General features: G+C 69.4%; 31 protein-coding genes and 1 pseudogene. 20 read left to right on the top strand and 12 right to left on the bottom strand.

The genetic code is table 11. The annotated features are described in order from the left end of the window. Positions 1-43: 43 nt before the first annotated feature. Positions 44-409: an iron chaperone gene (locus tag ACNNMR_RS15060; protein ID WP_419995108.1), complete on the top strand. Its 366-nt coding sequence runs from the start codon at positions 44-46 to the stop codon at positions 407-409. A 683-nt stretch (positions 410-1,092) separates the two neighbouring features. On the opposite strand, the gene ACNNMR_RS15055 is transcribed toward ACNNMR_RS15060, so the two are convergent. Next, a complete protein-coding gene (locus ACNNMR_RS15055) occupies positions 1,093-1,503 on the bottom strand; it encodes a DUF6234 family protein (protein ID WP_419995107.1) in 411 nt (136 codons plus the stop codon). A 66-nt stretch (positions 1,504-1,569) separates the two neighbouring features. Next, entirely contained in the window at positions 1,570-2,028 is a 459-nt protein-coding gene (locus tag ACNNMR_RS15050) for a hypothetical protein (RefSeq protein WP_419995106.1), read from the bottom strand. A gap of 617 nt (positions 2,029-2,645) precedes the next feature. Between ACNNMR_RS15050 and ACNNMR_RS15045 the strand changes: the two genes are divergently transcribed. Then, positions 2,646-3,257 (top strand): hypothetical protein, encoded by a 612-nt coding sequence (locus ACNNMR_RS15045; protein ID WP_419995105.1) that lies wholly within the window; start codon positions 2,646-2,648, stop codon positions 3,255-3,257. 34 nt (positions 3,258-3,291) lie between these two features. On the opposite strand, the gene ACNNMR_RS15040 is transcribed toward ACNNMR_RS15045, so the two are convergent. Next, positions 3,292-3,702 (bottom strand): DUF3662 domain-containing protein, encoded by a 411-nt coding sequence (locus ACNNMR_RS15040; RefSeq protein WP_419995104.1) that lies wholly within the window; start codon positions 3,700-3,702, stop codon positions 3,292-3,294. Between the two features lie 200 nt (positions 3,703-3,902). Between ACNNMR_RS15040 and ACNNMR_RS15035 the strand changes: the two genes are divergently transcribed. Continuing rightward, complete coding sequence (locus tag ACNNMR_RS15035; RefSeq protein WP_419995103.1) at positions 3,903-4,337, top strand: STAS domain-containing protein; 435 nt, start codon at positions 3,903-3,905, stop codon at positions 4,335-4,337. A gap of 64 nt (positions 4,338-4,401) precedes the next feature. Here ACNNMR_RS15035 and ACNNMR_RS15030 read toward each other — a convergent pair whose 3' ends face one another. Continuing rightward, positions 4,402-5,304 (bottom strand): SigB/SigF/SigG family RNA polymerase sigma factor, encoded by a 903-nt coding sequence (locus ACNNMR_RS15030; protein ID WP_419995102.1) that lies wholly within the window; start codon positions 5,302-5,304, stop codon positions 4,402-4,404. Positions 5,305-5,670: 366 nt separating this feature from the next. Here ACNNMR_RS15030 and ACNNMR_RS15025 point away from each other — a divergent pair, with 366 nt between their 5' ends. From ACNNMR_RS15025 to ACNNMR_RS15000, 6 genes are all read left to right on the top strand, one after another. Further along, positions 5,671-6,591: a SigB/SigF/SigG family RNA polymerase sigma factor gene (locus ACNNMR_RS15025; RefSeq protein ID WP_419995101.1), complete on the top strand. Its 921-nt coding sequence runs from the start codon at positions 5,671-5,673 to the stop codon at positions 6,589-6,591. Between the two features lie 91 nt (positions 6,592-6,682). Continuing rightward, entirely contained in the window at positions 6,683-7,096 is a 414-nt protein-coding gene (locus ACNNMR_RS15020) for a DUF2267 domain-containing protein (protein WP_419995100.1), read from the top strand. Between the two features lie 324 nt (positions 7,097-7,420). Then, positions 7,421-7,897 (top strand): VanZ family protein, encoded by a 477-nt coding sequence (locus ACNNMR_RS15015; protein WP_419995099.1) that lies wholly within the window; start codon positions 7,421-7,423, stop codon positions 7,895-7,897. A 61-nt stretch (positions 7,898-7,958) separates the two neighbouring features. Further along, positions 7,959-8,105, top strand: coding sequence for a hypothetical protein (locus tag ACNNMR_RS15010; RefSeq protein ID WP_419995098.1), 147 nt, complete (start codon positions 7,959-7,961; stop codon positions 8,103-8,105). Further along, on the top strand, positions 8,102-8,737 hold the full coding sequence (locus ACNNMR_RS15005; RefSeq protein ID WP_419995097.1) for a PRC-barrel domain-containing protein: 636 nt from the start codon (positions 8,102-8,104) through the stop codon (positions 8,735-8,737). The genes ACNNMR_RS15010 and ACNNMR_RS15005 overlap by 4 nt, the downstream gene beginning before the upstream one ends. Then, entirely contained in the window at positions 8,734-9,180 is a 447-nt protein-coding gene (locus tag ACNNMR_RS15000; RefSeq protein WP_419995096.1) for a PRC-barrel domain-containing protein, read from the top strand. Before ACNNMR_RS15005 ends, ACNNMR_RS15000 begins: the two co-directional genes overlap by 4 nt. Positions 9,181-9,205: 25 nt before the next feature. On the opposite strand, the gene ACNNMR_RS14995 is transcribed toward ACNNMR_RS15000, so the two are convergent. Continuing rightward, entirely contained in the window at positions 9,206-9,610 is a 405-nt protein-coding gene (locus tag ACNNMR_RS14995) for an ATP-binding protein (RefSeq protein WP_419995095.1), read from the bottom strand. 211 nt (positions 9,611-9,821) lie between these two features. On the opposite strand from ACNNMR_RS14995, the gene ACNNMR_RS14990 reads away from it, so the two are divergent. Further along, a complete protein-coding gene (locus tag ACNNMR_RS14990) occupies positions 9,822-10,781 on the top strand; it encodes a YihY/virulence factor BrkB family protein (protein WP_419995094.1) in 960 nt (319 codons plus the stop codon). Here the strand turns inward: ACNNMR_RS14990 and ACNNMR_RS14985 are convergent. Beyond that, positions 10,778-10,957, bottom strand: a complete 180-nt coding sequence (locus ACNNMR_RS14985; protein ID WP_419995093.1) for a hypothetical protein — start codon at positions 10,955-10,957, stop codon at positions 10,778-10,780. The genes ACNNMR_RS14990 and ACNNMR_RS14985 overlap by 4 nt on opposite strands. A 166-nt stretch (positions 10,958-11,123) precedes the next feature. Between ACNNMR_RS14985 and ACNNMR_RS14980 the strand changes: the two genes are divergently transcribed. Beyond that, positions 11,124-11,411, top strand: coding sequence for a DUF4287 domain-containing protein (locus ACNNMR_RS14980; protein WP_419995092.1), 288 nt, complete (start codon positions 11,124-11,126; stop codon positions 11,409-11,411). Positions 11,412-11,438: 27 nt separating this feature from the next. On the opposite strand, the gene ACNNMR_RS14975 is transcribed toward ACNNMR_RS14980, so the two are convergent. After that, positions 11,439-12,965 (bottom strand): bifunctional phosphatase PAP2/diacylglycerol kinase family protein, encoded by a 1,527-nt coding sequence (locus ACNNMR_RS14975; protein ID WP_419995091.1) that lies wholly within the window; start codon positions 12,963-12,965, stop codon positions 11,439-11,441. Between the two features lie 197 nt (positions 12,966-13,162). Here ACNNMR_RS14975 and ACNNMR_RS14970 point away from each other — a divergent pair, with 197 nt between their 5' ends. Then, entirely contained in the window at positions 13,163-13,603 is a 441-nt protein-coding gene (locus ACNNMR_RS14970; protein ID WP_419995090.1) for an ATP-binding protein, read from the top strand. 94 nt (positions 13,604-13,697) lie between these two features. Here the strand turns inward: ACNNMR_RS14970 and ACNNMR_RS14965 are convergent, their stop codons facing one another. Continuing rightward, positions 13,698-14,054, bottom strand: coding sequence for a VOC family protein (locus ACNNMR_RS14965; protein ID WP_419995089.1), 357 nt, complete (start codon positions 14,052-14,054; stop codon positions 13,698-13,700). A gap of 50 nt (positions 14,055-14,104) precedes the next feature. Then, positions 14,105-14,269 (bottom strand): hypothetical protein, encoded by a 165-nt coding sequence (locus ACNNMR_RS14960; protein WP_419995088.1) that lies wholly within the window; start codon positions 14,267-14,269, stop codon positions 14,105-14,107. 155 nt (positions 14,270-14,424) lie between these two features. Between ACNNMR_RS14960 and ACNNMR_RS14955 the strand changes: the two genes are divergently transcribed. Then, positions 14,425-14,880, top strand: a complete 456-nt coding sequence (locus ACNNMR_RS14955; protein ID WP_419995087.1) for a pyridoxamine 5'-phosphate oxidase family protein — start codon at positions 14,425-14,427, stop codon at positions 14,878-14,880. A 208-nt stretch (positions 14,881-15,088) separates the two neighbouring features. Here ACNNMR_RS14955 and ACNNMR_RS14950 read toward each other — a convergent pair whose 3' ends face one another. Then, positions 15,089-15,478, bottom strand: a complete 390-nt coding sequence (locus ACNNMR_RS14950; RefSeq protein WP_419995086.1) for an ATP-binding protein — start codon at positions 15,476-15,478, stop codon at positions 15,089-15,091. Positions 15,479-15,567: 89 nt separating this feature from the next. Beyond that, positions 15,568-16,542: pseudogene (locus ACNNMR_RS14945) on the bottom strand (transcriptional regulator). A 117-nt stretch (positions 16,543-16,659) separates the two neighbouring features. On the opposite strand from ACNNMR_RS14945, the gene ACNNMR_RS14940 reads away from it, so the two are divergent. Continuing rightward, positions 16,660-17,199 (top strand): flavoprotein, encoded by a 540-nt coding sequence (locus tag ACNNMR_RS14940; RefSeq protein ID WP_419995085.1) that lies wholly within the window; start codon positions 16,660-16,662, stop codon positions 17,197-17,199. A gap of 178 nt (positions 17,200-17,377) precedes the next feature. Here the strand turns inward: ACNNMR_RS14940 and ACNNMR_RS14935 are convergent, their stop codons facing one another. Beyond that, entirely contained in the window at positions 17,378-18,148 is a 771-nt protein-coding gene (locus tag ACNNMR_RS14935) for a phosphotransferase enzyme family protein (RefSeq protein WP_419995084.1), read from the bottom strand. A gap of 308 nt (positions 18,149-18,456) precedes the next feature. On the opposite strand from ACNNMR_RS14935, the gene ACNNMR_RS14930 reads away from it, so the two are divergent. From ACNNMR_RS14930 to ACNNMR_RS14905, 6 genes are all read left to right on the top strand, one after another. Beyond that, the gene (locus ACNNMR_RS14930) at positions 18,457-18,729 is read left to right on the top strand and encodes a hypothetical protein (protein ID WP_419995083.1); all 273 of its coding nucleotides are present in this window, start codon (positions 18,457-18,459) and stop codon (positions 18,727-18,729) included. After that, positions 18,726-19,163: a type II toxin-antitoxin system VapC family toxin gene (locus ACNNMR_RS14925; RefSeq protein WP_419995082.1), complete on the top strand. Its 438-nt coding sequence runs from the start codon at positions 18,726-18,728 to the stop codon at positions 19,161-19,163. The genes ACNNMR_RS14930 and ACNNMR_RS14925 overlap by 4 nt, the downstream gene beginning before the upstream one ends. 168 nt (positions 19,164-19,331) lie before the next feature. Further along, entirely contained in the window at positions 19,332-19,661 is a 330-nt protein-coding gene (locus ACNNMR_RS14920) for a helix-turn-helix domain-containing protein (protein WP_419995081.1), read from the top strand. A 684-nt stretch (positions 19,662-20,345) separates the two neighbouring features. Continuing rightward, positions 20,346-20,888 (top strand): DUF2637 domain-containing protein, encoded by a 543-nt coding sequence (locus tag ACNNMR_RS14915; protein ID WP_419995080.1) that lies wholly within the window; start codon positions 20,346-20,348, stop codon positions 20,886-20,888. 44 nt (positions 20,889-20,932) lie between these two features. Then, entirely contained in the window at positions 20,933-21,688 is a 756-nt protein-coding gene (locus ACNNMR_RS14910; protein WP_419995016.1) for a transposase family protein, read from the top strand. A 118-nt stretch (positions 21,689-21,806) separates the two neighbouring features. Next, positions 21,807-22,556, top strand: a complete 750-nt coding sequence (locus ACNNMR_RS14905; RefSeq protein ID WP_419995079.1) for a transposase family protein — start codon at positions 21,807-21,809, stop codon at positions 22,554-22,556. Positions 22,557-22,592 lie beyond the last annotated feature (36 nt).

Raw genomic sequence — 22,592 nt, 5'->3', positions numbered from 1 at the left:
TCGCCTCCGCGACGAACAACAGAGGCCGGGCTAGGATCGCCGCATGGTGCAGAGCGCGGCGGAGGACGTCGACGGCTACATGGCCGAGGTGCCGAAGGAGCGCCAGGCAGCCCTGGCCGCACTACGCCAGGCATGCCGCGACGAGCTGGAAGGCTTCACCGAAGTCATGGCCTACGGCATGCCCGCGTACGAGCGCCACGGCACCGTCGAAATCGCCTTCGCCAGCCAGAAGCAGTACATCTCCTTCTACCTCCTGCGCACCGACGTCCGAGAGGCCTTCAAGGACCGCCTGGCCGACCAGGACATGGGCAAAGGCTGCCTACGCTTCCGCAAGCCGGACGCAATCGACGACAAACTCATCCGGGACCTTCTGAAGGCCACAGCGGCAGCCCCCGGCAAGATCTGCTGACGCCCGGGACGCCGCCCGCACGAGCTCCTGGGCGCGGTGCCAGGGAAGCGCCTGACGGGGCGGGAAGTCGTCCTGTCAGGCGCGTAGCGTCGCCAGTGCGGCTGCGGCGGCTACCCGTCCCATCGGCACCGTCCACCGGTGAGACGACCCTGGGCAGCGCCGCGGGGCAGGGTCCGGGACCCGACGCGCTCTCCAGGCACCACCAGCACGGGATCGCTCGCAAACTCGTGCTGTCTCCTGAGTACTCCCCGCCGGACCCCAGCCCCATGGGCCGAACGGGCCCAACGGCCATGCCCCTCCGATCGGCTTCGGCCGGATGGAGGGGCATTGCGTTGAGGGGGCGCCCCTGCCTGTGCGGGGACAGACAGAGGCTGGGGCCCAGCCGCTCGGGGGAAACGGCGAAGCCTTGGCCACAGTTTCGCAGAAGGATCGGTTCCAGATCCTCAACTCCCGTGAAAACAGGGGCAGTTGACGCAGTTGACGCAGTTGACGCGATACCCAACCTCGGGAACGATGGCACTCCCCTCCGCCCAACAGAGGCCGGGCAGCAGGAATGGCACCGATTGCGTGCCTACAGGGCGAGGACCCGCAGGACGTAGCCGCCGCCCACGCCGATGGCGGCGGCCACTCCGCCAGCCACCCAGCGGAACTTCACGGTGGCGTCCTGGCCCCGACCTACGGCCTCAGCCGCCGAGGCACTCGTGCGAGTCGCCGCCGGAACGGCACGCCCCCATCCCGCCGGACCCGGCGGGCGTATCCGAGGTGGGCGTGGACGCCGGCTCGTTCAACCGCCGGTCGTACGCCTCTCCGCCGACCGCCGCGAGCGCAAGCGCCAAGGCGACCACGACCTGCACGGTGGCCGAGATCGGCGCCCGCGCCCGTATCAGCCCTACCGCGAACAGCAGAGCCACGGCGGCGATGACGCCGATCCCGACGTACATCGGCGTCATGTCGTACGGCTCAGCATCGGGGGCATTGCTGCTCTGGTTGTGTCCCCAGCTGGCGATGGCGTGGTAGTACCAGAGGGCGACGACCGCGAACACCTCCAGGACGAGCAGGCCGAGCGCGGAGGCGATATCGGAACCGGCGCGCATCCGGGGTCTGCGGGCGGTCGACCGTGAACCGGTTCTTTACCCCACCTACGGGCGCCAAGCCCGCAGCTACTCCGCCGGGGGGCGGCGCCATAGCCGGATCTCATAGGATTCCAGCCCGCTGAAGACGGGTGGATCCGACGCATCCTGTCTCTCCCGCACCGCTGGCCCGCCACCGTGCCGGTACACGCGCAGCGCGTATCGGCCGGGGCCGTCCAGTTCCAAGATCGGTTCAACAGGGCCGTGCGGAATACTCCAGGCGGCCACGGATCCCGAGCGGAACTCCAACTCGACTTCCGCCAGCTGCGCCTGTTCGACGGCGGGCGGCTGCTCATCCCACAGTTCGAGGCGCACCTCCGCGTCGTGCATCCCGACGGTGCTGGTCACGGTGGCGCAGCCATCGCCGACGGCGATGTTCTCGCCACTGATCCGATCCGGAAGCCGCGGCGGCTCCGCGGCATCGGACACGGCGAACTGCCGCCGCTCGACCGCCACGACCTGATCAACCGACCTCACAACCCGAGCCACCGCACACTCCTTCGCCATACAGCGAGCGATGCGCAATCCGCAGATTCGGTCACCAGCCGGCGTCTGGCGCCGGTGCGACTCCGCCGAAGATTACGCCCGCCTGGGTCGCCTAGGCAGTCGCCTAAGCAGGGGTGCCTGTGACTGAGCGCTTCCGTCGGCGAGTCTGGTCGGCACCCTCTCGCGATCGTCTTCGTGCTGCTCGCAGCCGAGCCGCTGGAGCGTGCAAGTCGCGGCGACGCGGAGGCGACCGCCGCTGGTGCCGGTTTCGAAGGGACCAGCGGCGGCCGCTTTGGCCACGGCCGAGGTGAGGTTGAGCCGTGGCGGCCTCTCGGTGCAGCAGGATCAGCGAGCCGGTGCCGACCCAGCCTGGCGGCGGCCGGTCGCCCTGTGCGTCGAGCGGTTGCGGTCCCTGTTACCCGACCATCCGCGTGCGACCCAACTTCATTCCTGCCGCTGTAGGTGTCGACTGCGCCGGGCACGGGTTGACGATTTGGGTGAGGGTTTTCGGTGCGAAAGCCTCACGCCTATCTGACTTCGTTGTGTGTGGTTTGTGGGTTCGGGGTAAGAGCCGCAGCGCCGGCATCAAGTGCCCGTAGTTCTGTCGAGAGGGGATGCGCATGTCTGCAGGTGTTGTGGTGATTCTCGCATTTGTTATCGCGGTCGTCGTGGCCCTGATGCGGGCGCCCACCATCTTGTTCAGTAAGCGGTCGCTGCGGCGCAGATTCGGGCCCGAGTTTGAGCGAGCGCTGGCGGAGCACGACGGTGATTCCCGCGCCGCCTGCAAGGAGCTCAGCGAGCGGCTGCACCGGCACGGTGATGTGCGCGAGCAGGTGCTGCCGGCCGCGGAGCGGGAGAGGTTTCTGCTGGGCTGGGCGAAGGTGCAGGTGCAGTTCGCCCACTCGCCGGGCCCGGCCGTCGTCGCGGGGGCGCAGTTGCTGCGGCACCTGGCGGCGGACCGCGGCTATCCGGCCGACGACGACGTGGAGCAGGTGGAGGCGTTGTCGGTGCGCTACGCCGATGACGTCGCCGGAATGCGCCGGCTGTATGTCGTCGCTGAGCGCATCACTGCTGGTGCGGAGGAGGTGGGCGAACTGACGGGCGTTCTTGCCGGCGCGCAGCCGCTGTTCCACCGCCTGGCCGAGGGTGGCGTGATGGTGCACCAGGGGCGGCTTCGCCGGGGTATCGGGACGATGTCCGCGCGGTGGGCGAAGCCGTCGCAGCCGGTCTAGCCGCCGCAGACAGAGGAAGGGGCGCCGGGAGCCTTCAGTGGCTTCCCGGCGCCCCTTCGTCACGCGGGTGGGGTACGGGCGCGATGCGGCTGTGGATGCGGTAGCGGCGAGCACGGGGAGCGGGGGCGGCCTGCAGGTCGACCCGCACTGGTCCGCCGAAGCTGTAGTGCTGTTCCGCGGCATGCCGGCGCACCAGCCGGGCCAGATGGCGTTCCAATTCCTTCTGCTGTTCCGCCAGAGCGTGAAAGCAGGTATCGGGAACGACCACGGTGAAGTGGTTGGGCACGAGCGTCCGCCCGCGTCCGATAACCATGATGTGTGCGTCGCATTCACGGCGCAGCATGGCGACGACTTCCACGGATTCTTTGTCCGGCCGCACAATCGCGGCCCAAAAGGTCGTGCTCCAGCGTTCTACCGCTCCTTCGATGGTGCCTACGAATCCCATATAGGGGCGCGTGCCCCGGGCAGGCGCCGTGTATGTTCCCTCAATGGAGTGCCCTGCCGGGGAACAGGTGGCAGTTCCCCGTGCGGACGGCCGGAAAAAGGGGCACGGCGGCGTATCGGGGGCAAGAGGGTGTGCGGAAGGAGCCGGCCGCGGCCCGTGGCGGTGGCCGGTTTCGCAAACGGCACGGAAGGGAGGCCGCGATGTCCGCTCAGCGCAGCTACTTGAGCATTTCCGGCCTGGCCAGCAGTGACGGGTGCGCGATCCTGCGGGTGTCCGGGCAGCTGGATCATCACTCCGAGCACGACTTCCTGATTACCATGGGTGCGGCGGTCGCCGATGTACACCGCTATCTGATCCTGGACGTCACGGCGCTGACGTTCTGCGATTCGCGCGGCCTGAACTGCCTGCTGGGGCTGCACTGGATCCTCGATCGCCGCGGCGGCAGGCTGCTGTTGGCCGGCGCCGGCAGCCGGCTGTCTCAGCTGCTGGAGCTGACGGGCAGCTCGGCGCTGCTGCCCACCTACCGGGTCGTACGGGAGGCGCTGCAGCACATCCCCGACGGCCACCGCCCGATCTGGCCGCCGCCGACGCCGGCGGGGGAAGACGATGATGAGCGCGCCCGGCAGCCGGGCTGAGCACATGCGGTGGCTGCGGCCCGCGCAACGCGGGCCGCAGCCACCGTCAATCGAGGATCAGTCGTTAGCGTTCGCTCACGTTCAGCCGCCTGCGCAGCCGGCCTAGGATCCGGGCCAGGAGGCGGGAGACGTGGGTCTGGGAGATGCCGAGTTCGGCGCCGATCTCGCTTTGGGTCATCTCCTGCCCGTAGTGCATGGCCAGGATCTGGCGGTCCTGAGCAGGGAGTTCGTCAATGGCCGGCTGCAGGGCGATGAGGTTCTCGACCTTCTCCAGGTCCGGATCGTCGTAGCCGATCCGGTCGGCCAGGGCGTCCTCGGTCCGGTCTGCCCCACCTGGTGCGTCGAGGGAGGCGGCGGTGTAGCCGTTGCCGGCGCGCCGGCCCTCCTCGACCTCCGCGGGGCTGAGATGGAGGTGCTCGGCGAGTTCAGCGGTGCTCGGGCGGTGGCCCATCCGCTGTTCCAGGGTGCTGGTGGCGGCGGCCAGCTGCAGGCGCCGCTCCTGCAGTACCCGCGGGACCCGCACCGCCCAGGAGGCGTCGCGGAAGTGGCGCTTGATCTCGCCGAAGATGGTCGGCAGCGCGAACGTGGGGAACTCCACCTCGCGTTCGGGATCAAACCGGTTGATGGCCTTGATCAGGCCGATGACGCCGACCTGGATGATGTCCTCGCTCGGCTCCGGGCGCGAGAAGTAGCGCCGGGCGGCGTAGTGGACCAGCGGCAGGTTCAACTCCACCAGGGTGTTGCGGACGTAGGAGTATTCGGCGGTGCCCTCCTCGACCTCGTGCAGACGAGTGAAGAGCGGCTTGGACACCGCGCGCGCATCCACGGGTGTGATGTGTTCTGCGTGCAGAAGCGTCTGAAGATCTGCGCACACCTGGTGCGCCGCGGGGGACGGGGCGGGGTCCTGCCCCGGAGTATGTCGCTCCGAGGACGTGGTGTCCGTACGGGCTTCTCTCGTGCTGCGCATCGTCTCACCCCTGCGATCAGGCGCCCCCGGAGGGCTTCGACCGGCCGGGAGCGCGTCGTGTGCATCCTGTTACCCCCTACCCGGCCCGTTATGCATCTGTGATGTCGCCCGCGTGTGGTCCAGGCGTTCCGGGGCACCGGCGCCGAAGTTGCGGTGCAAGGCCGCCTGTCAGGCTCGTTGACCGACGCCCCGGCCTCTGGCGGCCGTCGGCGGTTCACCCGAACGAACCACCCCGCCCAGCGTCCTGACCTGCCCCGATTGATCACCAGGGGTGCGATCCGGTTGCCCCAGAAAGGCCGGGGTAACTGCTTGATCACACCGAGCGTCTGATCGTCCGCGACGCCACAAACGGAAGGGACGAAGACGATGACACCGACCGCACCCGCTACTCCGGACCGCCTTGCCACCCATCCCGTGGTCCACCGACATACCGCGGGGCAGGGCCCCACCCCGATCGACCACGCGCTGCCGGACCTTCCGGACTCCTTCGATCCCGGCAGCCTGGACACCGACGACGCCCGCGCGCTGTCCGCGGTGCTCTTTACCCGGCTGGCCGGTCTGGAGGAGGGCACCGCCGAGTTTTCGTACGTGCGCAACACGCTGGTCGAGCTGAACATGCCGCTGGTGCGCTTCGCCACCCGCCGCTTCCGCGCCCGGGGCGAATCCATCGAGGACGTCATCCAGGTCGGCGCGATCGGCCTGATCAAGGCAATCAACCGCTACGACCCCGCCCGCCGCGTCGCCTTCAACACCTTCGCGCTGCCGACCATCAACGGCGAGATCAAACGCCACTTCCGCGACACCACCTGGGACGTCCATGTGCCGCGCCGGCTGCAGGAGTTGCGCACCGAGCTGACCTCGGCCGGCGATGAACTGGAGCAGGACCTCGGCCGCCCGCCGAGTGCGGATGAGCTCGCCGTCCGGCTGGGCCGCAGCCCGCAGGCGGTGGCCGAGGGGCTGGCCGCGGCGAACGCCTACACCGCCGCCTCCCTGGACGCCCGCCTGGCGGACGAGGACGCCGACAGCGCGCTCACCGAGCGCCTCGGCTATGAGGACGAGGACCTGGAAAAGGTCGAAGAGCACCAGATGCTCCGGCCTGTACTCGCCGAACTGCCCTCCCGCGACCGGAAGATCCTCGCGATGCGCTTCGGCGCCGAGATGACCCAGAGCGAGATCGGCGAAGAGCTCGGCCTGTCCCAGATGCACGTCTCGCGGCTGCTCTCCCGGATCCTGGCCCGGCTGCGTACCCGTCTGCGCGTTCGCCCCGGGCAGCTGACCACGGTCTGATTTCCGACCCGCACCGTCCGAAGCAGGCCTCTCCCCCCAGCCGTGGCGTGCCACCGACGCCGTACACGCCTCACCACGGAGGTTTCCTGTCATGCGTGTAGAGGAGTTCCTCGACCTGGTCCAGTTCCGCGGCGGCTACGACACCCCGCACAGCGCCGCCCAGGCCACCCAGGCCGTCCTCGAAGTCCTCGGCTCCCACCTGGTCGGCGACGACCTCACCGACCTGGCCAATCTGCTGCCGGCTCAGTGCACGCCCGTCCTGGTGGGCACCGCACCGGCCAGCGAGCCGCTGACGCCGGACGGCTTCGTCGCCGCGGTCGCGATGCTCACCCACAGTGAGCCGCTGACCGGCCGCCGCCACACCGGGGCGGTGCTGGGCGCCATCGCCACGGTCGCCGATCCGGCGCTGGTGCGCCGTCTGATCACCCAGCTTCCGCCCGGCTACGGCGAGCTGTTCGCGCTGCCGAAGGCGCAGCCGGCGACCGCCGGCAGCAGCCGGGCGTAGCCATGGCGGACGCCCCCCGTACAGCCCGCCGCCCGGCCTCGAGCCCCGCCCCGGCGATTCGATATCCCAGACCACCGAACACCGAGACCACGGAGATCGAGGAGAGGAGGTGGTAGCGCACCAAACGGCAAGCCACGTCGCATCCGCTCCCCGGGGCCCGGCCCTTGACCGGGCCCCGGGAGCCGGAGATTTGGGTGATCGTCTGCACCCTGGGTAACAGGGCGTGCAGACCCGAGAAGCCTGGGAGTGGTCATGGCACGCACGGCATCGCACGCAGCGTTTGCCCAGCCGGCGCCTGCGCGCAACCGCAGCAGCATCGTCCGCATGCTCGTGCGCGCATTGGTCGTCGCGGCGGCGATGGCGGGCATGGTGGTCTTCGCCGCGCTGCTGGCGCGGGTGACCCTGGAGCCGTCCGCCGCGTCCGAACCGCTGACGCGCACCAACCTCCACCCCGGCGCCTCGATCCGCGACTACCTGGCCGACACCGAAGTCCGCGAGGCGATCAAGCAGATCGGCGGGAACATCGCACTCGGCGCCCCGTTCGGCCTGCTACTGCCGCTACTGGCCCCGACCACCCGCGGGCTGCTGCGGGTGGCCGCCGCCACGGCCATGGTCATGCTGGCGGTGGAGTTCATCCAGGGCAGCCTGCTCACCGGCCGCGCCTTCGACATCGACGACGTGCTGCTGAACACCACCGGCGCCCTGTGCGCATATCTGCTGCTGGGCCGGCGCCTGGGCCGGGCCGTCCATCCCCGGCCGCGCCGCTGGTGGCAGCGCTCGACCGAAGCGAAAACACCCTGAACGCGGCCGCGTGCAGGCGTGGCTTGGTACCGCCTGTACGCGGCCTGTCAAGGAGGCGCAGATGCAGTGGTGGATGTGGATCGTAACCACGCTGGTGGCAGTGCTGGTGCTGTCCTGCACCGTGCTTGCCGTCCAGGCACGACGCCGCCGCGGCCAGGTCATCGCCGTACGCCGGCCGCCGCGGCTGCGAAGGAGGAATACCCCATGAGCCCGATCATGCTGGCCTCACAGATTCCCACCCGTCCCGTGGTCACCCTCGACGGCGAGGCCATCGCGCAGGTCAAGGATGTCGTCATCGACGGCTCCACCCGCAGCATCGCCGGCTTCACCCTCAGCGGCCGCGGACTGCTCGCCGGCCCGCTGCCACAATGCCTGCTGTGGCCGGACGTGCATGCGCTCGGCCCGGACGCCGTCATGGTCGCCGACACCGACGTCCTGACCGACGAGACCGTACTGGCGCATCCGGCCGAGGCACGCCGGGAAGTCGTGCCCGGCGCCCACGTCGTCAGCGACGCCGGCGTCGACTGGGGCGAAGTCCGCGACCTCGTCATCGGCCGTCACGGCGAGGTCGTCGGCTTTAAGGTGACCGCCACCGCAGCGCTGGGCCATGAGCAGTCCACGCTGTTCATCCCCACCCACCCCGAGCATCCCATCTCCGGCGACACGGTGGTGGTGCCCGAGGCCGCCGCCCGCTTCGCCGTGGCCGATCTCCAGCAGTTCGCCGCCTCGGCGGCCGACTTCCACGCCGGCCGCCCGGCCGTGCCGGCCGCCCGTATCCCCACCGGTCTCACAGCAGACCCGGAGCACACCCACGAGACGAAAGGCAGGACAGCACGATGATGTTCTTCTCCACCACCACCGGCCGACCGGTGATCAGCTCTTCCGACGCCGCCGCGCTCGGCAGCGTCGACGGATTCGACGTGAACGCCACCACCGGCTGCGTCGCCCGCCTGACGGTGAAACTGACAGGCGGCAGCGAGGGCTCCGTCAACTGGGCCGACATCGAAGCCCTCGGCGCGGACGCGGTCATCCTGCCCGCCCAGACCGTCATCCACGGCCCGGCCGAGATCCCGGACCACGACGTGCTCAGCAAAAAGATCCTCAGCGAGCACGGCCGCGAACTGGGCACCGTCAAGGACGTCGGCTTCGACCCCGACAGCGGCGCCATTCAGACCGTGGTCACCAGCGCGGGCGAGATGGACGGCAGCCGGATACTCGGCCTCGGCTCCTACGCGCTGGTCGTCCGCGTACCGGAGTTCGCCGGCGCGCGTCGGCAGGGCTAGTCCCCGCGCACGTGTGCCGCGGTGGCTACGTCGCCAGGACCGCGCGGACCGTCTTGCCGCCCGTCCGCTCCACGCGCACCGACAGCCGGTGCGACAGGAGCTCGACCAGCGTCAGCCCGCGCCCGTCTTCAGCGCCCGCACGATCGGGCCGCCGTTTCGGCAGGCGCGGGCTGCTGTCGTGCACTTCAACGGTCAGGTGCTTGCCGGTGCGGCGCAGCCGCAGCCGGCAGCCACCGCGGCCATGCACGGTGGCGTTGGTGACCAGCTCGGAGACCACCAATGCGGCCTCGTCGGACTCGTCGGCTGCGACCATGTCGCCGTCGCTGTCATCGGTGACGTAGGCGGCGGTCAGCCGCCGCGCCCAGCGAGCCGAGGAACCCTCTTGCGCCAACGTGTACTCGGCACGGCCCGCGCGCCGGTGCGCACACATGGCCCTCACTCCCCTTCTCCTTGCCAAGCATCTGCTCAGTGCCCCACCCGGAAAGGCGGTAGACCGTGCGGCTCCGAAGCACCGGAACCACGACACACGGCGTTTCCAGGTGATGCCCGCCCGGTGGCCGTCGAACCATCCTTTCCTTTAACGCACACAGACGGCACTGGGGCACAGGCGCGGCAGGCACGGTGCAGGAAGGAGAGCGGTAATGCCACGATCGCTCCATCTCAGCCCACGGGCCGTGCTGCCTGGCGGCCGGCTGCGCCTCATGCCGCCGACCCGCTACCGGCAGGCGCTGCGGCGTACGCCCGTGTCCTTGTGGAATGACGACATCTCCGACTGGGCCGCCGCGCTGACCTACTACGCGATGCTGGCCCTGCTGCCGGCCCTGCTGGTGACCGTCTCGGTCGTCAGCCTGGCCGATCCGGCCGGGCTGTCCCGGCTCGCCGGCTATCTCATCGACATCGCCCCGGGCGAGTCCGGGGCCGCGCTGGATCGCACGCTGACGGCTATGGCCCGGCATCGCTCCGCCGCGTGGCTGCTGACCGTCGTGGGCGTGATCAGCGCCGTCTGGTCCTCATGCAGCTACCTGGCCGTCTTCCGCCGGGCCCTGCACGCCATGTACCGCACCCACGACAACCGGCCGGCCTGGCGCAAGGCCCCGCGCATCCTGGGCACCGCCGTCCTTCTCCTCACACTGCTGCTGGCGACCGCGTTCGCGCTGCTGGTCACCGGCCCGCTGGCCCGCTCCCTCGGCCAGGCGCTGAGCCTTGCCGACCAGGCCGCCGCCGCGTGGAACATGCTGCGCTGGCCGCTGCTGCTGATCCTGGCCGGAGTGCTCGTCCAGATCCTCTTCCACTCCGGACCACCCGCGACCCGCAGCCTGCGCCGCACCGCGCCGGGCGGCCTGCTGGCCATCGTGCTGTGGCTGGCCGTCTCGGCCGGCTTCGCGCTCTATCTGGGCACCTTCCACACGGTCAGCCGCCTGTACGGATCCCTCGCGGGCTCGGTCGTCTTCCTGATCTGGCTCTGGCTGTCCAACCTCGCACTGCTCACCGGCGCCCAGTTCAACGCCGAACTCGCCAAGCCCGGACGCGAGATGAGGGCCGCCGGGTCAGCGAACGGGCCTGCGCCCGCTGCGCCGCAGCTGCAGGCTGACGAAAACTAGCTCGGCCTCGAACAGCACCCCGCCGGCAACTCCCCATCGGTCGCACCATCCAGGTCCTCGTTGACCGTGAGAGCAGCCGCGGACAGCTGCTGGAGGTCTTGGACGGCATCACGCAGATGCTGGAACAGCTCGGCCTCACCGAGGACGAACGCGAAGCGCTGGGTGGAGATGCTCACGGACACGATCCGCCACATTGACCAGGCCGACGGCGACCGCTGAGAATCACGGAACTCGGTGACGGAGATCGGCCGAGGGGCGATGAGTTTGGGGACCTCGGGCGGTCTACATGTCGAGTACATGATCGCAAAGCGAGCAGCACAGCGACATCACCAGGGAGAGAGCATGTCCTTTCAGGCATACCTGGACAAGATCGAGGACAAGACCGGGCTGACGCCACGCGAGTTCATCGCGCTCGCCGATGAGCGAGGGTTTGGCGATCCGGCCACGAAGGCCGGAGCGATCCTGGAGTGGCTCAAGCAGGACTACGACTTGGGCCGAGGGCACGGGATGGCGCTGGTGCACGTCATCAAGAACGGCGCGAAGATCGACGCGAAACATGTCGGAACAACAGGCTCGCACCGCGACGAATCCGACACGCTCTGGCTCGACGGCAAGTCGACCCGGCCATGAGCACGCCGGTGGCGTGGGCCTCAGGCATCAGGTGTTGGGCGTGCCGCGGTAGACGGTCAGCGCCTCGGGGAGCTTGTCGACCAATACCGCGGCGGGGGCAGGCACGACCTCGCCGTCGTACGCCATGTGGGTGCCGTCCGGCAGCTCCGAGATCAGCAGATTCCGCGCCTTGGCGGCCGCGTACAGCCGGGTACTGGCCAGGCCGCCGGCCAGTGCGGTGGCCAGCAGCCGGGCCCGGCCGGCGCGGCCGGCGTGGGCCAGGCGTACGTCCAGCAGGCCGTCGGCCAGGTCGTCCCGGCGCACCGGGGCCAGGCCGATGCTGCGGTAGATTCCGTTGCCGGCGAACAGCAGCCACAGCGCCCGGCGGCGGCCGTTGACCACCGCATGCAGTGGCTGGGCGCCGCGCAGCACCTTGCCCACCCCGAGCACCGAGGCGAGCGGGCCGCCGATCCGCGGCGACCAGTGTTCGCGCAGGCGCACCAGCTCCGGGTAGATGCCCAGGCTGAAGGTGTTGAGGAAGTACACCGGCTCCCCGGTGAGCGCAGCGCCGCGCTCGAGGCCCTTCAGGGGCCGTATCCGCCCGACGTCGGTGCGCACCGCGCCGCCGGCCGCGATCGCGGCGCAGGTCTCCGCGATGGTCTCCGCACCGAGATCGGCGGCGAAGTGGTTGAACGTACCCCCGGGGAAGACGGCCAGCGGCACCTGGTGCCGCAGCGCCGGGGCCACCGCGGCGCTGACCGTTCCGTCGCCGCCGCACACCCCCAGCGCGCCGCCGCGGCCGGCGGCCTCCGCGGCTGCCCCGTCCAGGACCTTGGGCAGCGGGGCGCCCGCCTCCTCGCGGACGATGATCTTCGCCTGGGGCAGCAGGCTGCGCAGCTGCCGCACCGGGTCCGTCAGCTGCGCTTGTGCCCCGGAGGACGGGTTGACCACGATAACGAGCCCGTCCCCGTCGGGCAGTGCGGGCGCCTCGGTGCGCGGCCGGGCCGGGGGCGGCAGCTGGCTGCGGGACGGGACCATGCCACGGACGGCGTAGGCGGCACCGGCGCCGAGCGCGGCACCGGCCAGCACATCGCTGGGATAGTGCACCCCGGTGTAGATACGAGAGAACGCCACCGAGGCGGCCACCGGCGCCAGGGCCGCACCCCAGCGGCGCGATTCCAGCCCGGCGCCCACGGTGAACGCCGCCGCGGAGGCGGCATGCCCCGAGGGGAACGAGGTGGTGAACGGCTGCCGCGACAACTGCCGCACCACCGGCACCGCGTCCAGCAGCGGCCGGGGCCGGCCCACGGCCCGCTTGCCGAGCGTGTTGACGGCGGCCGAGGAGAGCGCGAGGGACGCGGCGCCACGGACCGCCGCCCGGCGGCCGCGGCTCCCTCCCAAGGCCCACATCCCGGCGGCGATGCCAAACCACAGCACGCCGTGATTCGCGCTCCGGCTCAACCGCGGCAGCACCTCCTCCGCACCCGGCCAATGCCGAGCGGCCACCGCTTCAAAAGCCGCCCGATCAGCGCCACTGAGCGACCCGTACACCTTGCGACCTGCCTGTCTGTTCATGAGCACCCTCATACCCGCACCCGACGCCGCGCGCCCCTATTGGTCACCCAGGCGAGATCTCATGCTGTCAGGACCGGCATACATGGAGGCATACGCGGAGGTGAGTCGGCGAAACCCTCACCTTGAAATGTCTGGAGCCCAGCGACCGGGGGCAAACGCCGCTATGGGCGACGCACATTCGATTCAGGGAGCGCAGCATGGCGAAGCGATCAGGAAATTGGGAAGACGGCGAGATCTTGTTGACGGCGGCGGGTCACGTGGCGGTGGAGCAATTCGACGGCAGTTCCAGCTGCGTGAGCCGGGCACGCGATGCGGCATCGGCCTTTCTCGCCGATCTGGCTCCCGCCCGGCCCCCGAACTCACCGGAGAACAACAACGACGTGCTCCTAGTGGTCAGCGAGCTCGCCGCCAACAGCGTCCGCCACGCCCCCGGCCCTTTCACCCTCACCCTCCGCGACACCGGCGACGCCGTCCACGTCGCCGTCCGCGACACCAGCGCACGATTTCCGCAGCTGCTCCCTATGAACCGTTTCGGGACCGGTGGCATCGGCTGGAACCTGATCCGTCTGCTGGCGTGCGACCACTACGCGGTCGCCGAACCGGACGGAAAGTCCGTGCACGTCTTCCTGCCCTGGTGACCGCGCCCTTCCCTGACCGGCAATGGCCGCGGTCACCAAAAGCGCGCGAGCACGGATTCCCGCACCCGTCCAGCCGCTGCCGCCACTCAGCTGATCAGCTCGCGCTCAGCGCGAACGTATGGCCGGAAGGATCGGCGAACACCCGCACACCCTCCCGCCCGTTGTCATCGCGGGCCTCCACCGGCCGGGCCCCGAGGCCGATGGCCTCCCGTTCGGCCGCATCCATGTCGCCGGCGTCCACGAAGATGTACAGGTGCGCATCGTGCGGATCCTCCGCCTTCGGCCACACCAGCTGCGTGTAGCCCGGATGCCGGTGCAAGGCCAGCAGGACGCCACCCGGGCCCGTGATCTCAATGAAGTCCGAGCTCGCCGTCCACCGGGCCTCGCCGCCGAGCAGGTCCGCGTAGAAACTCGCCAGCGTTTCTATGTCGTCGCATTCCAAGACGAACACACAACTCTTTCTGACACCCATGAATCGCTCCGTTCCAGAGATTGCGGCGGTTACGCGAAGGCAGGAATGGTCTGCGCCGGGGCCGCGGCGAGCAACCTGCTGAACCGGTAGCGGCCGGTTGCTGCGCTGCGCTCTCCGGCATTGATGCCCAGCATGACTCGAGCTACCCCGAATTGGTCGCCGTTCGCGCCCGCGTCCACGTTGCTGTTCTCCAACCCGGACGCCTCCTCCCGCGCCGACCAGCCCCGCGTCCCGAGGCCCGCATCGCACCCCCGGGAGGCACATCTCGTGGGGTGGGTCGGGGCTTGATCGCAGCGTCTTCTGTGGGCGCGACGAGGCCATCAGCACGCACTTCGCACCGGGCAGAATCATGCAGCAACTCACCCACAGCGAGGCACTCAGCCTCGTCTGCGAGGGTGCAGTCGGCCGCATCGCCTTCCAGCACCAAGCCATCCCCTACACGGCCGCCGATACTCACGTCCTGCGCGCCGACACATTGCTCCTCCGCAGCCACGGTGAGCCTGCCTTCACCCCCGAAGGCCAGCCGCAAGTTGTGGTCTTCGAAACCGACAACATCGACCCCGCCAACCGCACCGGTTGGAGCGTCAACATCGTCGGCCACGCCAATGAAGCCATCTTCACCGGCTTTCCCAAGGTGCCGCAGATCGTCCGCACCGGCGCTCACCTGATCTTCCGTACTCCCTCCCGACGCAGGCTCCGCGTCTTCACCGAACTCACCGACGGCTCCTACCTGTCGGTCCTGCCGAGCCAGAGGCCAATGCCCGCGGCGGCCATTCAGGGCTCCTGCGGAGAGTTCGAGGGCTGATCGTGTGCCAGAGAGGCAGCGATGCGACGCAGGCCCGCGTCGATCTCGTCTGGTGTGGGGTCTGGCGGTGCCATGAGCCGAACGCGGTCGAGTTGGCGATGGAGCTCGCGTTGGCTGACGTGCCGCCCCCACCACTCCTCGATAGCGGACACTGCGAGCGTGAGCGCCGTGTGGAGCCGTGCGCCGAGTCGCTGCTGCGGGAGCGTGATCATTTCTCCAGGCGGGCGCGGACGGTTTTCCCGCCTTCCTCGGCACGCAGGAAGTGGATCAGCTTCGCCCCGAGGCGCTCCACGAGGCGGAGCCCGCGTTGATTCTCTGCCTCGGCGGGGGGAGGTGGCGGCGACAGCGTGCCGGCTGTGGCGCCGAATGCAGGAGAGGGGTCGGATACGTCGATGAGCAGCGCTGCGTCTTCAAGGGCAGCTAAGCGCAAGCGCATAAGCTCACTGGCCACCTGTGCGTGCCTGATCGCGTTGGTCACCAACTCCGACACGATCAAGACCGCGTCATCGACGTCCCCGGGCCACGTCCAGAGCGTCAGCACGCCGCGAGCCTGTATCCGGGTGAGCCGCACAGACCTGTCGACCATGGTGTAGTCCATGGCCCACTCCGGCACTCGATGGCGAACTGCTGGTTGTTCCCAGCGTGGCCGGGTTCGCGACGGCTAAGTGCCACAAACTTGTGGCACTGCTACAGACCCACCCAGGCCGCCATGTGATCGAGAGTGTCCCGGGGGTGCGACGCGCTTGGCGGACGAGGGCGCGAATGGTTTCGCGGGCCGGGGGGTAGTAGCGCGTCTGCTCGGGCGCAATCCGCCGAGCCTTGAGCATTTGTTCCAGCTGCGCGGGAGGTGGACCAGCCGCCCGGGAAGTGCAGGCCACGGGACTGCTCGACAGCCTCCCCGTACTGCCTCATTTCGATCAGCGTGGAGGTGCGGTGGAGATTGACGTTGGTGGGGCCGAAGCTCATCCACAGCACGTCGCCGGCCTCGCCGGTGCGCCTCGCCAACTTCTCAGCCTCGTCGAGGTGCTTGGTGACAGAGCTTTCGTTGCGGGCGCGGGCGTGCAGTACGGCGCTGCCGAGGTGCAGCTGGCCGGACACGGCGAGACCCTCGCGCCCTGGGCCGGCCTGCTCAAGGTGGCGGCGGCCGAGACCAATAAGACGATGCCCGATGGCGCATTCGCCGCCACGGAAGTAGGCCAGGGCGCGCATGTACTGGCGGGCGGCACCGAGCAGCGGGTCCGAGGCGCGCTCAGCAGCCCAGCCCATGCGGTCCAGAGCGACCGTGGACAGGTCGGGGAAGCCAAGCTTGGTGGCGACGTCGTGGGCGGTGCGGTATGTGGAGCCGAGAGCTTGCCACAGCTCGGTGGCCGGTGCGCGATGGGCGGCGGCGGTGAGCTGGTCGGCGGTCCGGACTGGAAGGTCGGGGTCGTCTCCAATGTCGTACAGGTCGAGTGCCTCGCGGATCGGGCGGATCAGACCGAGGAGGCGGTCTTGCTGAAGTTCGGTCACGTAGGGCTGGCCTTTGAGCGCGGCGACGTCGATGCGGAGTTCCTCGGCGACGGCTGCGATCAGGCCGGAGGACGCCGTGCGCGTGCCCTCCTCGACCGCGCGAAGCAGGCTGTAGGAGTACGGGATTCGGGCAGCGAGATCGGGGGCGGGCATCCTGGACTCCGTTCCGTGCAGCCACTCGGAACCGTACCCCCGCTGGACAGCGAGGGAACTGCGTTCGCCTCCACGGGCTTTGCTCCGTGGAAGTGTCGTCGTGTGGTGGGATGAGGCATGGCCTCCCGCGTTCTGTACCTGTTCGGATCCGCCGCCCCGCCCGTCTTCGATATCCGCGGCGTTGTGAAGACCGCCCAGGCGGACGGATGGGACATGTGCCTGGGGCTGACACCGACCGCGGCCCGCTATCTGGACGAGCAGCTTCCGGAGCTGGAGGCGCTGACCGGGCACCCTGTGCGCTCGCAGTACAAGCTGCCCGGACAGCCGGACGCGTGGCCGTCGTGCTCGGTGGCGGTACTGGCACCAGCCACGTTCAACTCGATCAACCAGTGGGCGCTCGGCATCACGGAGAAGTTCGTGGTGGGGTTCCTCGCGGAGGCCATCGGCAAGGGCATTCCGCTGGTGACGATGCCGTGCGTGAACCTCGCTTTCGCCAAGCACCCGCAGTTCGAGCAGTCCATTGCCGCGCTGCGCGGTGCCGGCGTGGAGGTGCTCTACGGGGACGGCGGCTTCGTGCCGCATCCGCCGGGCGGCAGCAAGCCGAACGAGTACCCCTGGGAGCTGGCGCTCGATGGGGCAGCCCGCCGCACACGCTGAAACCCCTTTCGCCCGGTGGTTAGGCGAAGGGGCGTCGTCTGCGCGGCTCGGCCTGTCCTGATCGACTGGGGGCATGGACAGCAGGGTCAGGACGGCATTCCGATGGGGCTCCGCGGGGTAGCTCCGCGTCCAGGTCTGGCCCTGGTGACAGCGGCCAGCCTTGATCCCCCGTAGGCCTTTACTCGAACAGGCAGCGGTTGGAGCGGCTCCAGGCGAGCCGTTCCTCAAGTTCCTCTAGTAGACCCTCGCGGACCCAAGTCACCTGCGGCTCGTGCCCCTGGGAGGCCAGCCGACGCACGAGATCGAGGTTCTGCTGCTGTCTGTCGATCACGGCATCCACGACGCCGACGGTTGTGGTGAGGCCGTAGGAGTTGCAGAACAGCTCCAGGCGGCGGCGTCGGTCGGGCGGTTCTGGATAGCGCAACCAGCGCAGGCACTCGGCGTCATCACGGAACGGCGCGACGTATTGCAGCGCGTAGGCCACATCGTGCATCCGCGGCGCCGGTCGGGCGAAGTCCCAGTCGATGATCCCCGCGGGGCGGTTGCCCTGCCATACCACGTTCCACGGGCCGAAGTCGCCGTGGCAGACCACGTGGCCCTTGCTGGGTGCGATGGCGCCGTCGGCCCAGGCCGCGTCGTCCGGCGGCGAGAAGCCCGCGGTCGCGTCGTGGTACTCGCGCACCATCCGGGCCATGGCGGACAAGCCCTGGTCACCCACTACTTTGGCCCACCCCGAGGATCCGCAGTCGCCGCTGATAAAGGTGAGTACCTCCCGGCCCTGCTCATCGAACCCCAGGGGCCGGGGTGCGTAGGGGAAACCCACCGCTTCCAGGTGCCTGAGCAAGGCATGGACCGTCGGAGTCCAGGGCTCGGCTGGGCGGCGAATGGTGTCTCCGACTCGTACCACCTTCCGGTGGGGCTGGTCCTGCAGCATGTGCTCGCTCACCATGCGCGGGACGCTACCGCCTCATGGCAGCCCTCAGCCTCCCGATTGCGGCCGGCAACGGGCGACGACCAGCGACAACGAACAGAAGGAGGGCGACATGTCCGCCATACGCGACAAGCGCCCCAGGCATCCTTCTGCGTGGCGCCCACGGCAGGAGCCGCGACGGAGGGCTGGCCGTGGGGGCGGGGTTGTGATCATCGGAAATGTCCTGATGGTGCAGATGGCCGGCCGATTGCCGCGAAGCCGGCAGCGTCGGCGGGGCAGCGAATCGGCGCCCGCATCTCTGGCATAACTTTTGCTAGAATCGCGTCATGGCTGACGACGAGCTGACGGCTGACCAGGATCCGACGGTGTCGGTGTCCGTGTCGTTCCACTCCAGCGTGATCGGTGCGGTCCGCGGCAGGGTCGGGAAGCGTGGTGTGTCCTCGTACGTTGAAGCCGCGGTGCGGCGGCAGATAGAGCGCGACAACCTCCAAGCGCTGGTGGAGGCGAACGAGGAGATCCATGGCGAGCTGACCGCGCAGGAGATCCAGGCAGCGCGCGAGGAGATCTACGGATCCGGCGCGCGCGGCGCGGTCGCGTGAGCGGCACCTGGGTGCTGGACAGCGAGGCGTTGTCCCTCTATCTGCGGGCTGACCGGAAGATGACGGCTCGACTCGCCGTCGCGGTGGAGGATGACATCCGAGTGGTTGTCGCGGCGGCCACGATCGTGGAGGCCGACCACGCGTCGGTGCACCCGGCCCGCCTGGACTGGGTGCTGTCTCAGCTGGCCGTCGTGCCGCTCACCCGCGATCTGGCGCGTTCGGCGTCCCGGCTGCTGAAGAGCGCCGGCCTGCACGGCCACAAGTACGCGATCGATGCGATGGTCGTCGCGACGGCGCTGGCGGCGGCGGACAAACCGGTGACGGCGCTCACCTCCGACCCGCAAGACCTGACTGCCTTGCTCGCCCACCGTCTGGACCGTGGTGGCCCCGGCCGCCCGGCCGATCCGTCCAAGGCGCGGGTCCTGCCTGTCTGACGCGCTCACCTGCACAGCCTGCCCGTCTCCTGCGTGGATTTCCGTCCCGAGTGCCCCGGAAGATCGCGACGCTCGCGGAGGCGGGTGGATACGCTGACCGGGCGCAACCTGCCGAACCTGAAGGAACAAGAAGGCGGAACAGGAGCGAGAGGCAAAGGAGGGCGGCCGATGAGTCCGGCTCGTCGCTGGCAGGACGTGAAGGCGGAGGCGCACCAGCGTCACCCGGAACTGGCCGATCCGCGGCTGCGGGAGCGCGCGGATGCCGAGCTGGATGCTCAGGTCGCCGGCTTCCATCTGGGTGAGCTGCGCAAGCTGGTCGGCAAGACCCAGGCCGAGGTGGCGGCCGCGATCGGTGTATCCCAGTCGCGCATCTCGCAGATCGAGAATGGTGACCTCGACGCCATGGAACTGGAGACCCTGCGCGCCTACGCCGCCGCTCTCGGCGGCCATGTCGATGTCACCGTCAGCATCGGCCCGCACGCCGTGAAGGTCGCCTGAGGGCTCCGTCGGAACTGAGCTTCCTGCTGCGGGGGACCGCCCTCGGCGCCGACTGCGATCACTGCAGCTTCATGGCTGCCTGCCAGGCCGGCCCTGCCGGGAACCGTAGGAGAAAGCCTGGACTGACTGCAGGCACCCGATCGTGAACAACGTGAAGATGTGAGGGAATTCGTCGATCGGGACGACAACGGCTGGACACCACCGGAGACTGCCCGGCGAGGACGCTGGGGCCCGCCGTCCAGGCTGCGCATAGGCACCAGGCGCCGGTGCTCCGCGAGGTACTGGAGTACTTCGCCGTCGGCGGATCCTCCGAGTGCTGTCCGGCCGTCCCGGGCTACCGGAACGGACACGGTGCAGCCATGTTTTGAGTGCCCCCTCGGACTCGAACCTGCGGTTGGCTGCCGATCGGCCCGTGTTCTAGACACGCGGCTTTGACCTGGGCTTTCCCCCTATCCGGGGCAGGCCCCCGCCGGCTCGACTCGCCTGGCCTTCAGCGAGGGCGCACATCGTGGTCCTCCACTGCGCCCGGAACACGCACCTGACCTGCGGTTCCTCTGAGGCAGAGGCGACCGCAGGTTTGCGCCCACGGCAGGGCGCTGGGCAGAAGGATGGTGGGGGTGAGCAGGGGCGGGGCTTTGGCCGGCTGGTGATCAGCGGGGCCTTTGAGCCGATGAGGGCCGGGCGATGGGGGTGATGTCTCCGGTGGCCTGGGCGGGCCGGCGGAGTCGGGGTGGGGCTCTCGATGTGTATGTGCGCAGTGGCTGTGCGGTGGTGGTCTCGGGCGTGGCCGCGTACTCGTCGTATGTGCATCAGCGGGCATTCGCGCTGCAGGGCGGGGCCGATCCGGTGAGCGCTGCTCTGTGGCCGCTGTCCGTTGACGGTCTGCTCGTCCTGGCGACCGTGGGACTGCTCCGGCTGGATAGTGCTGCAGGGCGACGGGAGCGCTGCGTGATCTGGGCGGCGTTTCTGCTGGGCATCGTGGTGTCCCTGGCAGCCAACATCGCGGTGGCTCCCGCGCTGGCTTGGCGCCCTGTGCTGGTGGCGGGTTGGCCGCCGGTGGCGCTCTTGCTGTCCGTTGAGTTGCTGCTTCACAGGCGTGGAGCGCGGGGTGTTGTGCAGGCTGAGTCTGCCGGTGGGGATTGTGAGGATGATCCATTGAGCCCTTTCCAACCTGACGGCGTGGCCTGGCGGTTGGCGGGCTGTACGAACCGGCGAAGCTCCTGGTAGACGGGTTCACGACCAAGATCACCCGTGCCGACCAGGAGCTTCGTGTGCTTGTCTATCCATCGGCGATCGATCTGTCCAGTGCCCACCTGCGCCGCCTCGCGGGGCATCTCACGGTTCGCCGCCGCGAGATCGGCACCCGGTGGCGCCGTGTCACGCCGGGCCGTCAGGCTCTGCTGGTCCTGGCCCATCTGCGGTGCGGCGACACCTATGCCCAGCTCGCCGCCGGGTTCGGCATCGGGATCGCGACGGTCTACCGCTACGTCCGCGAGGCGATAGAGGTCCTGGCCGCGCTGGCTCCCAGCCTGGCCGAGGCGATGCGGACCGCGAGCCGCCTGGCCTTCGTGATCCTCGACGGGACGCTGCTGCCGATCGACCGGATCGCCGCCGACACCCCGTACTACTCCGGCAAACACAAGCGGCACGGCATGAACGTCCAGGTCCTCACCGATCCCTTCGGGCGGCTGCTGTGGGCCTCGCCCGCGCTGCCCGGCTCAACCCATGACCTGACCGCCGCCCGCACCCACGGCATCGTCGACGCGCTCGCCGAAGCCGGCCTCAAGTGCTGGGCCGACAAGGCGTACCAGGGCGCCGGCGGACCCGTCCGGGTGCCGTTTCGTGGCCGTCGCCTCAAGCGGTGGCAGCGTCAGCACAACAGCACACACGCCAAGATCCGCTGCCTCGGCGAGCAGGCCATGGCCACCCTCAAGGGCTGGCGCCTCCTGCGGAAGCTCCGGTGCAGCACGAACCGCATCACCAACTTCGTGAAGGCCATCCTCGTCCTTCACCACGCGTCAGTGTGAGGTTGGAAAAGGCTCACTGATCGGGTGACGTGATCTGCGCCCGCACCGCACGAGGCTCCCGCGCCGTTGAGGGAGGTGTTCGAAGTCTCAACCCATCGGCACAGGAGATGCTGCCTCGTTGGTTCCCTATCCTGCCGCACTCGACCTGCCTCATGCGCTGGTCGAGTGGGTCACCATGCTCGTCGTCACCCGCGAGGGTGGCCGTCGCTGCAAGCTGCCGCCGCACCAGCGCGCGCTGGTCGGCCTGGTGTACCTGCGTCGGCACGACACCTTGTCGCAGCTCGCGGCCGGGTTCGGTATCTCGGTGGGCACTGCCCACGCCTACATGGCGGCGGTCATCGACCTGCTCGCCGGCCGCGCGCCCGGCCTGCTGCGCACCCTCCGCGAAGACGATCCGGACTACGTTCTGCTCGACGGCACCCTCGCCGAGTGCGACCGGGTCGGCGACAGCCGCGCCGACTACTCGCACAAACACCGCCGGCACGGGGTGAACGTCCAGGTGATGACCGCCCCGTCCGGGCAGGTGCTGTGGCTCTCGCCCGCCCTGCCCGGCCGGGCCCACGACCTGACAGCGGCCCGCACCCACCGCATCATCCGGATCTGCGAACGCCAGGGCGTCCCCATCCTCGCCGACCGTGCCTGCATCGGCGGTGGCCCCTGGGTCACTACACCCCGGCGGCGTCCGCCCGGCCTCGAACTGCCACCGACCGAGCACGCCCTCAACCGCGGCCTCGCAGCCGTCCGAGCACCGGTAGAACGAGGCGTCGCCAGGCTGAAGTCCTGGCGCATCTTCCGCAGATCGCGCTGCAGCCCGAATCGAATGTCGCCAATGGCCAGAGCGGTCCTCACCCTGGAGCGGCAACGCTGAAAGACCTCACTGAGCCTCTTTCATCCCGTCCTACGG

The sequence above is a fragment of the Streptomyces boninensis genome, assembly GCF_048572725.1.
Classification (GTDB): domain Bacteria; phylum Actinomycetota; class Actinomycetes; order Streptomycetales; family Streptomycetaceae; genus Streptomyces; species Streptomyces boninensis.
This window is presented reverse-complemented; position numbering and strand designations above follow the sequence as displayed.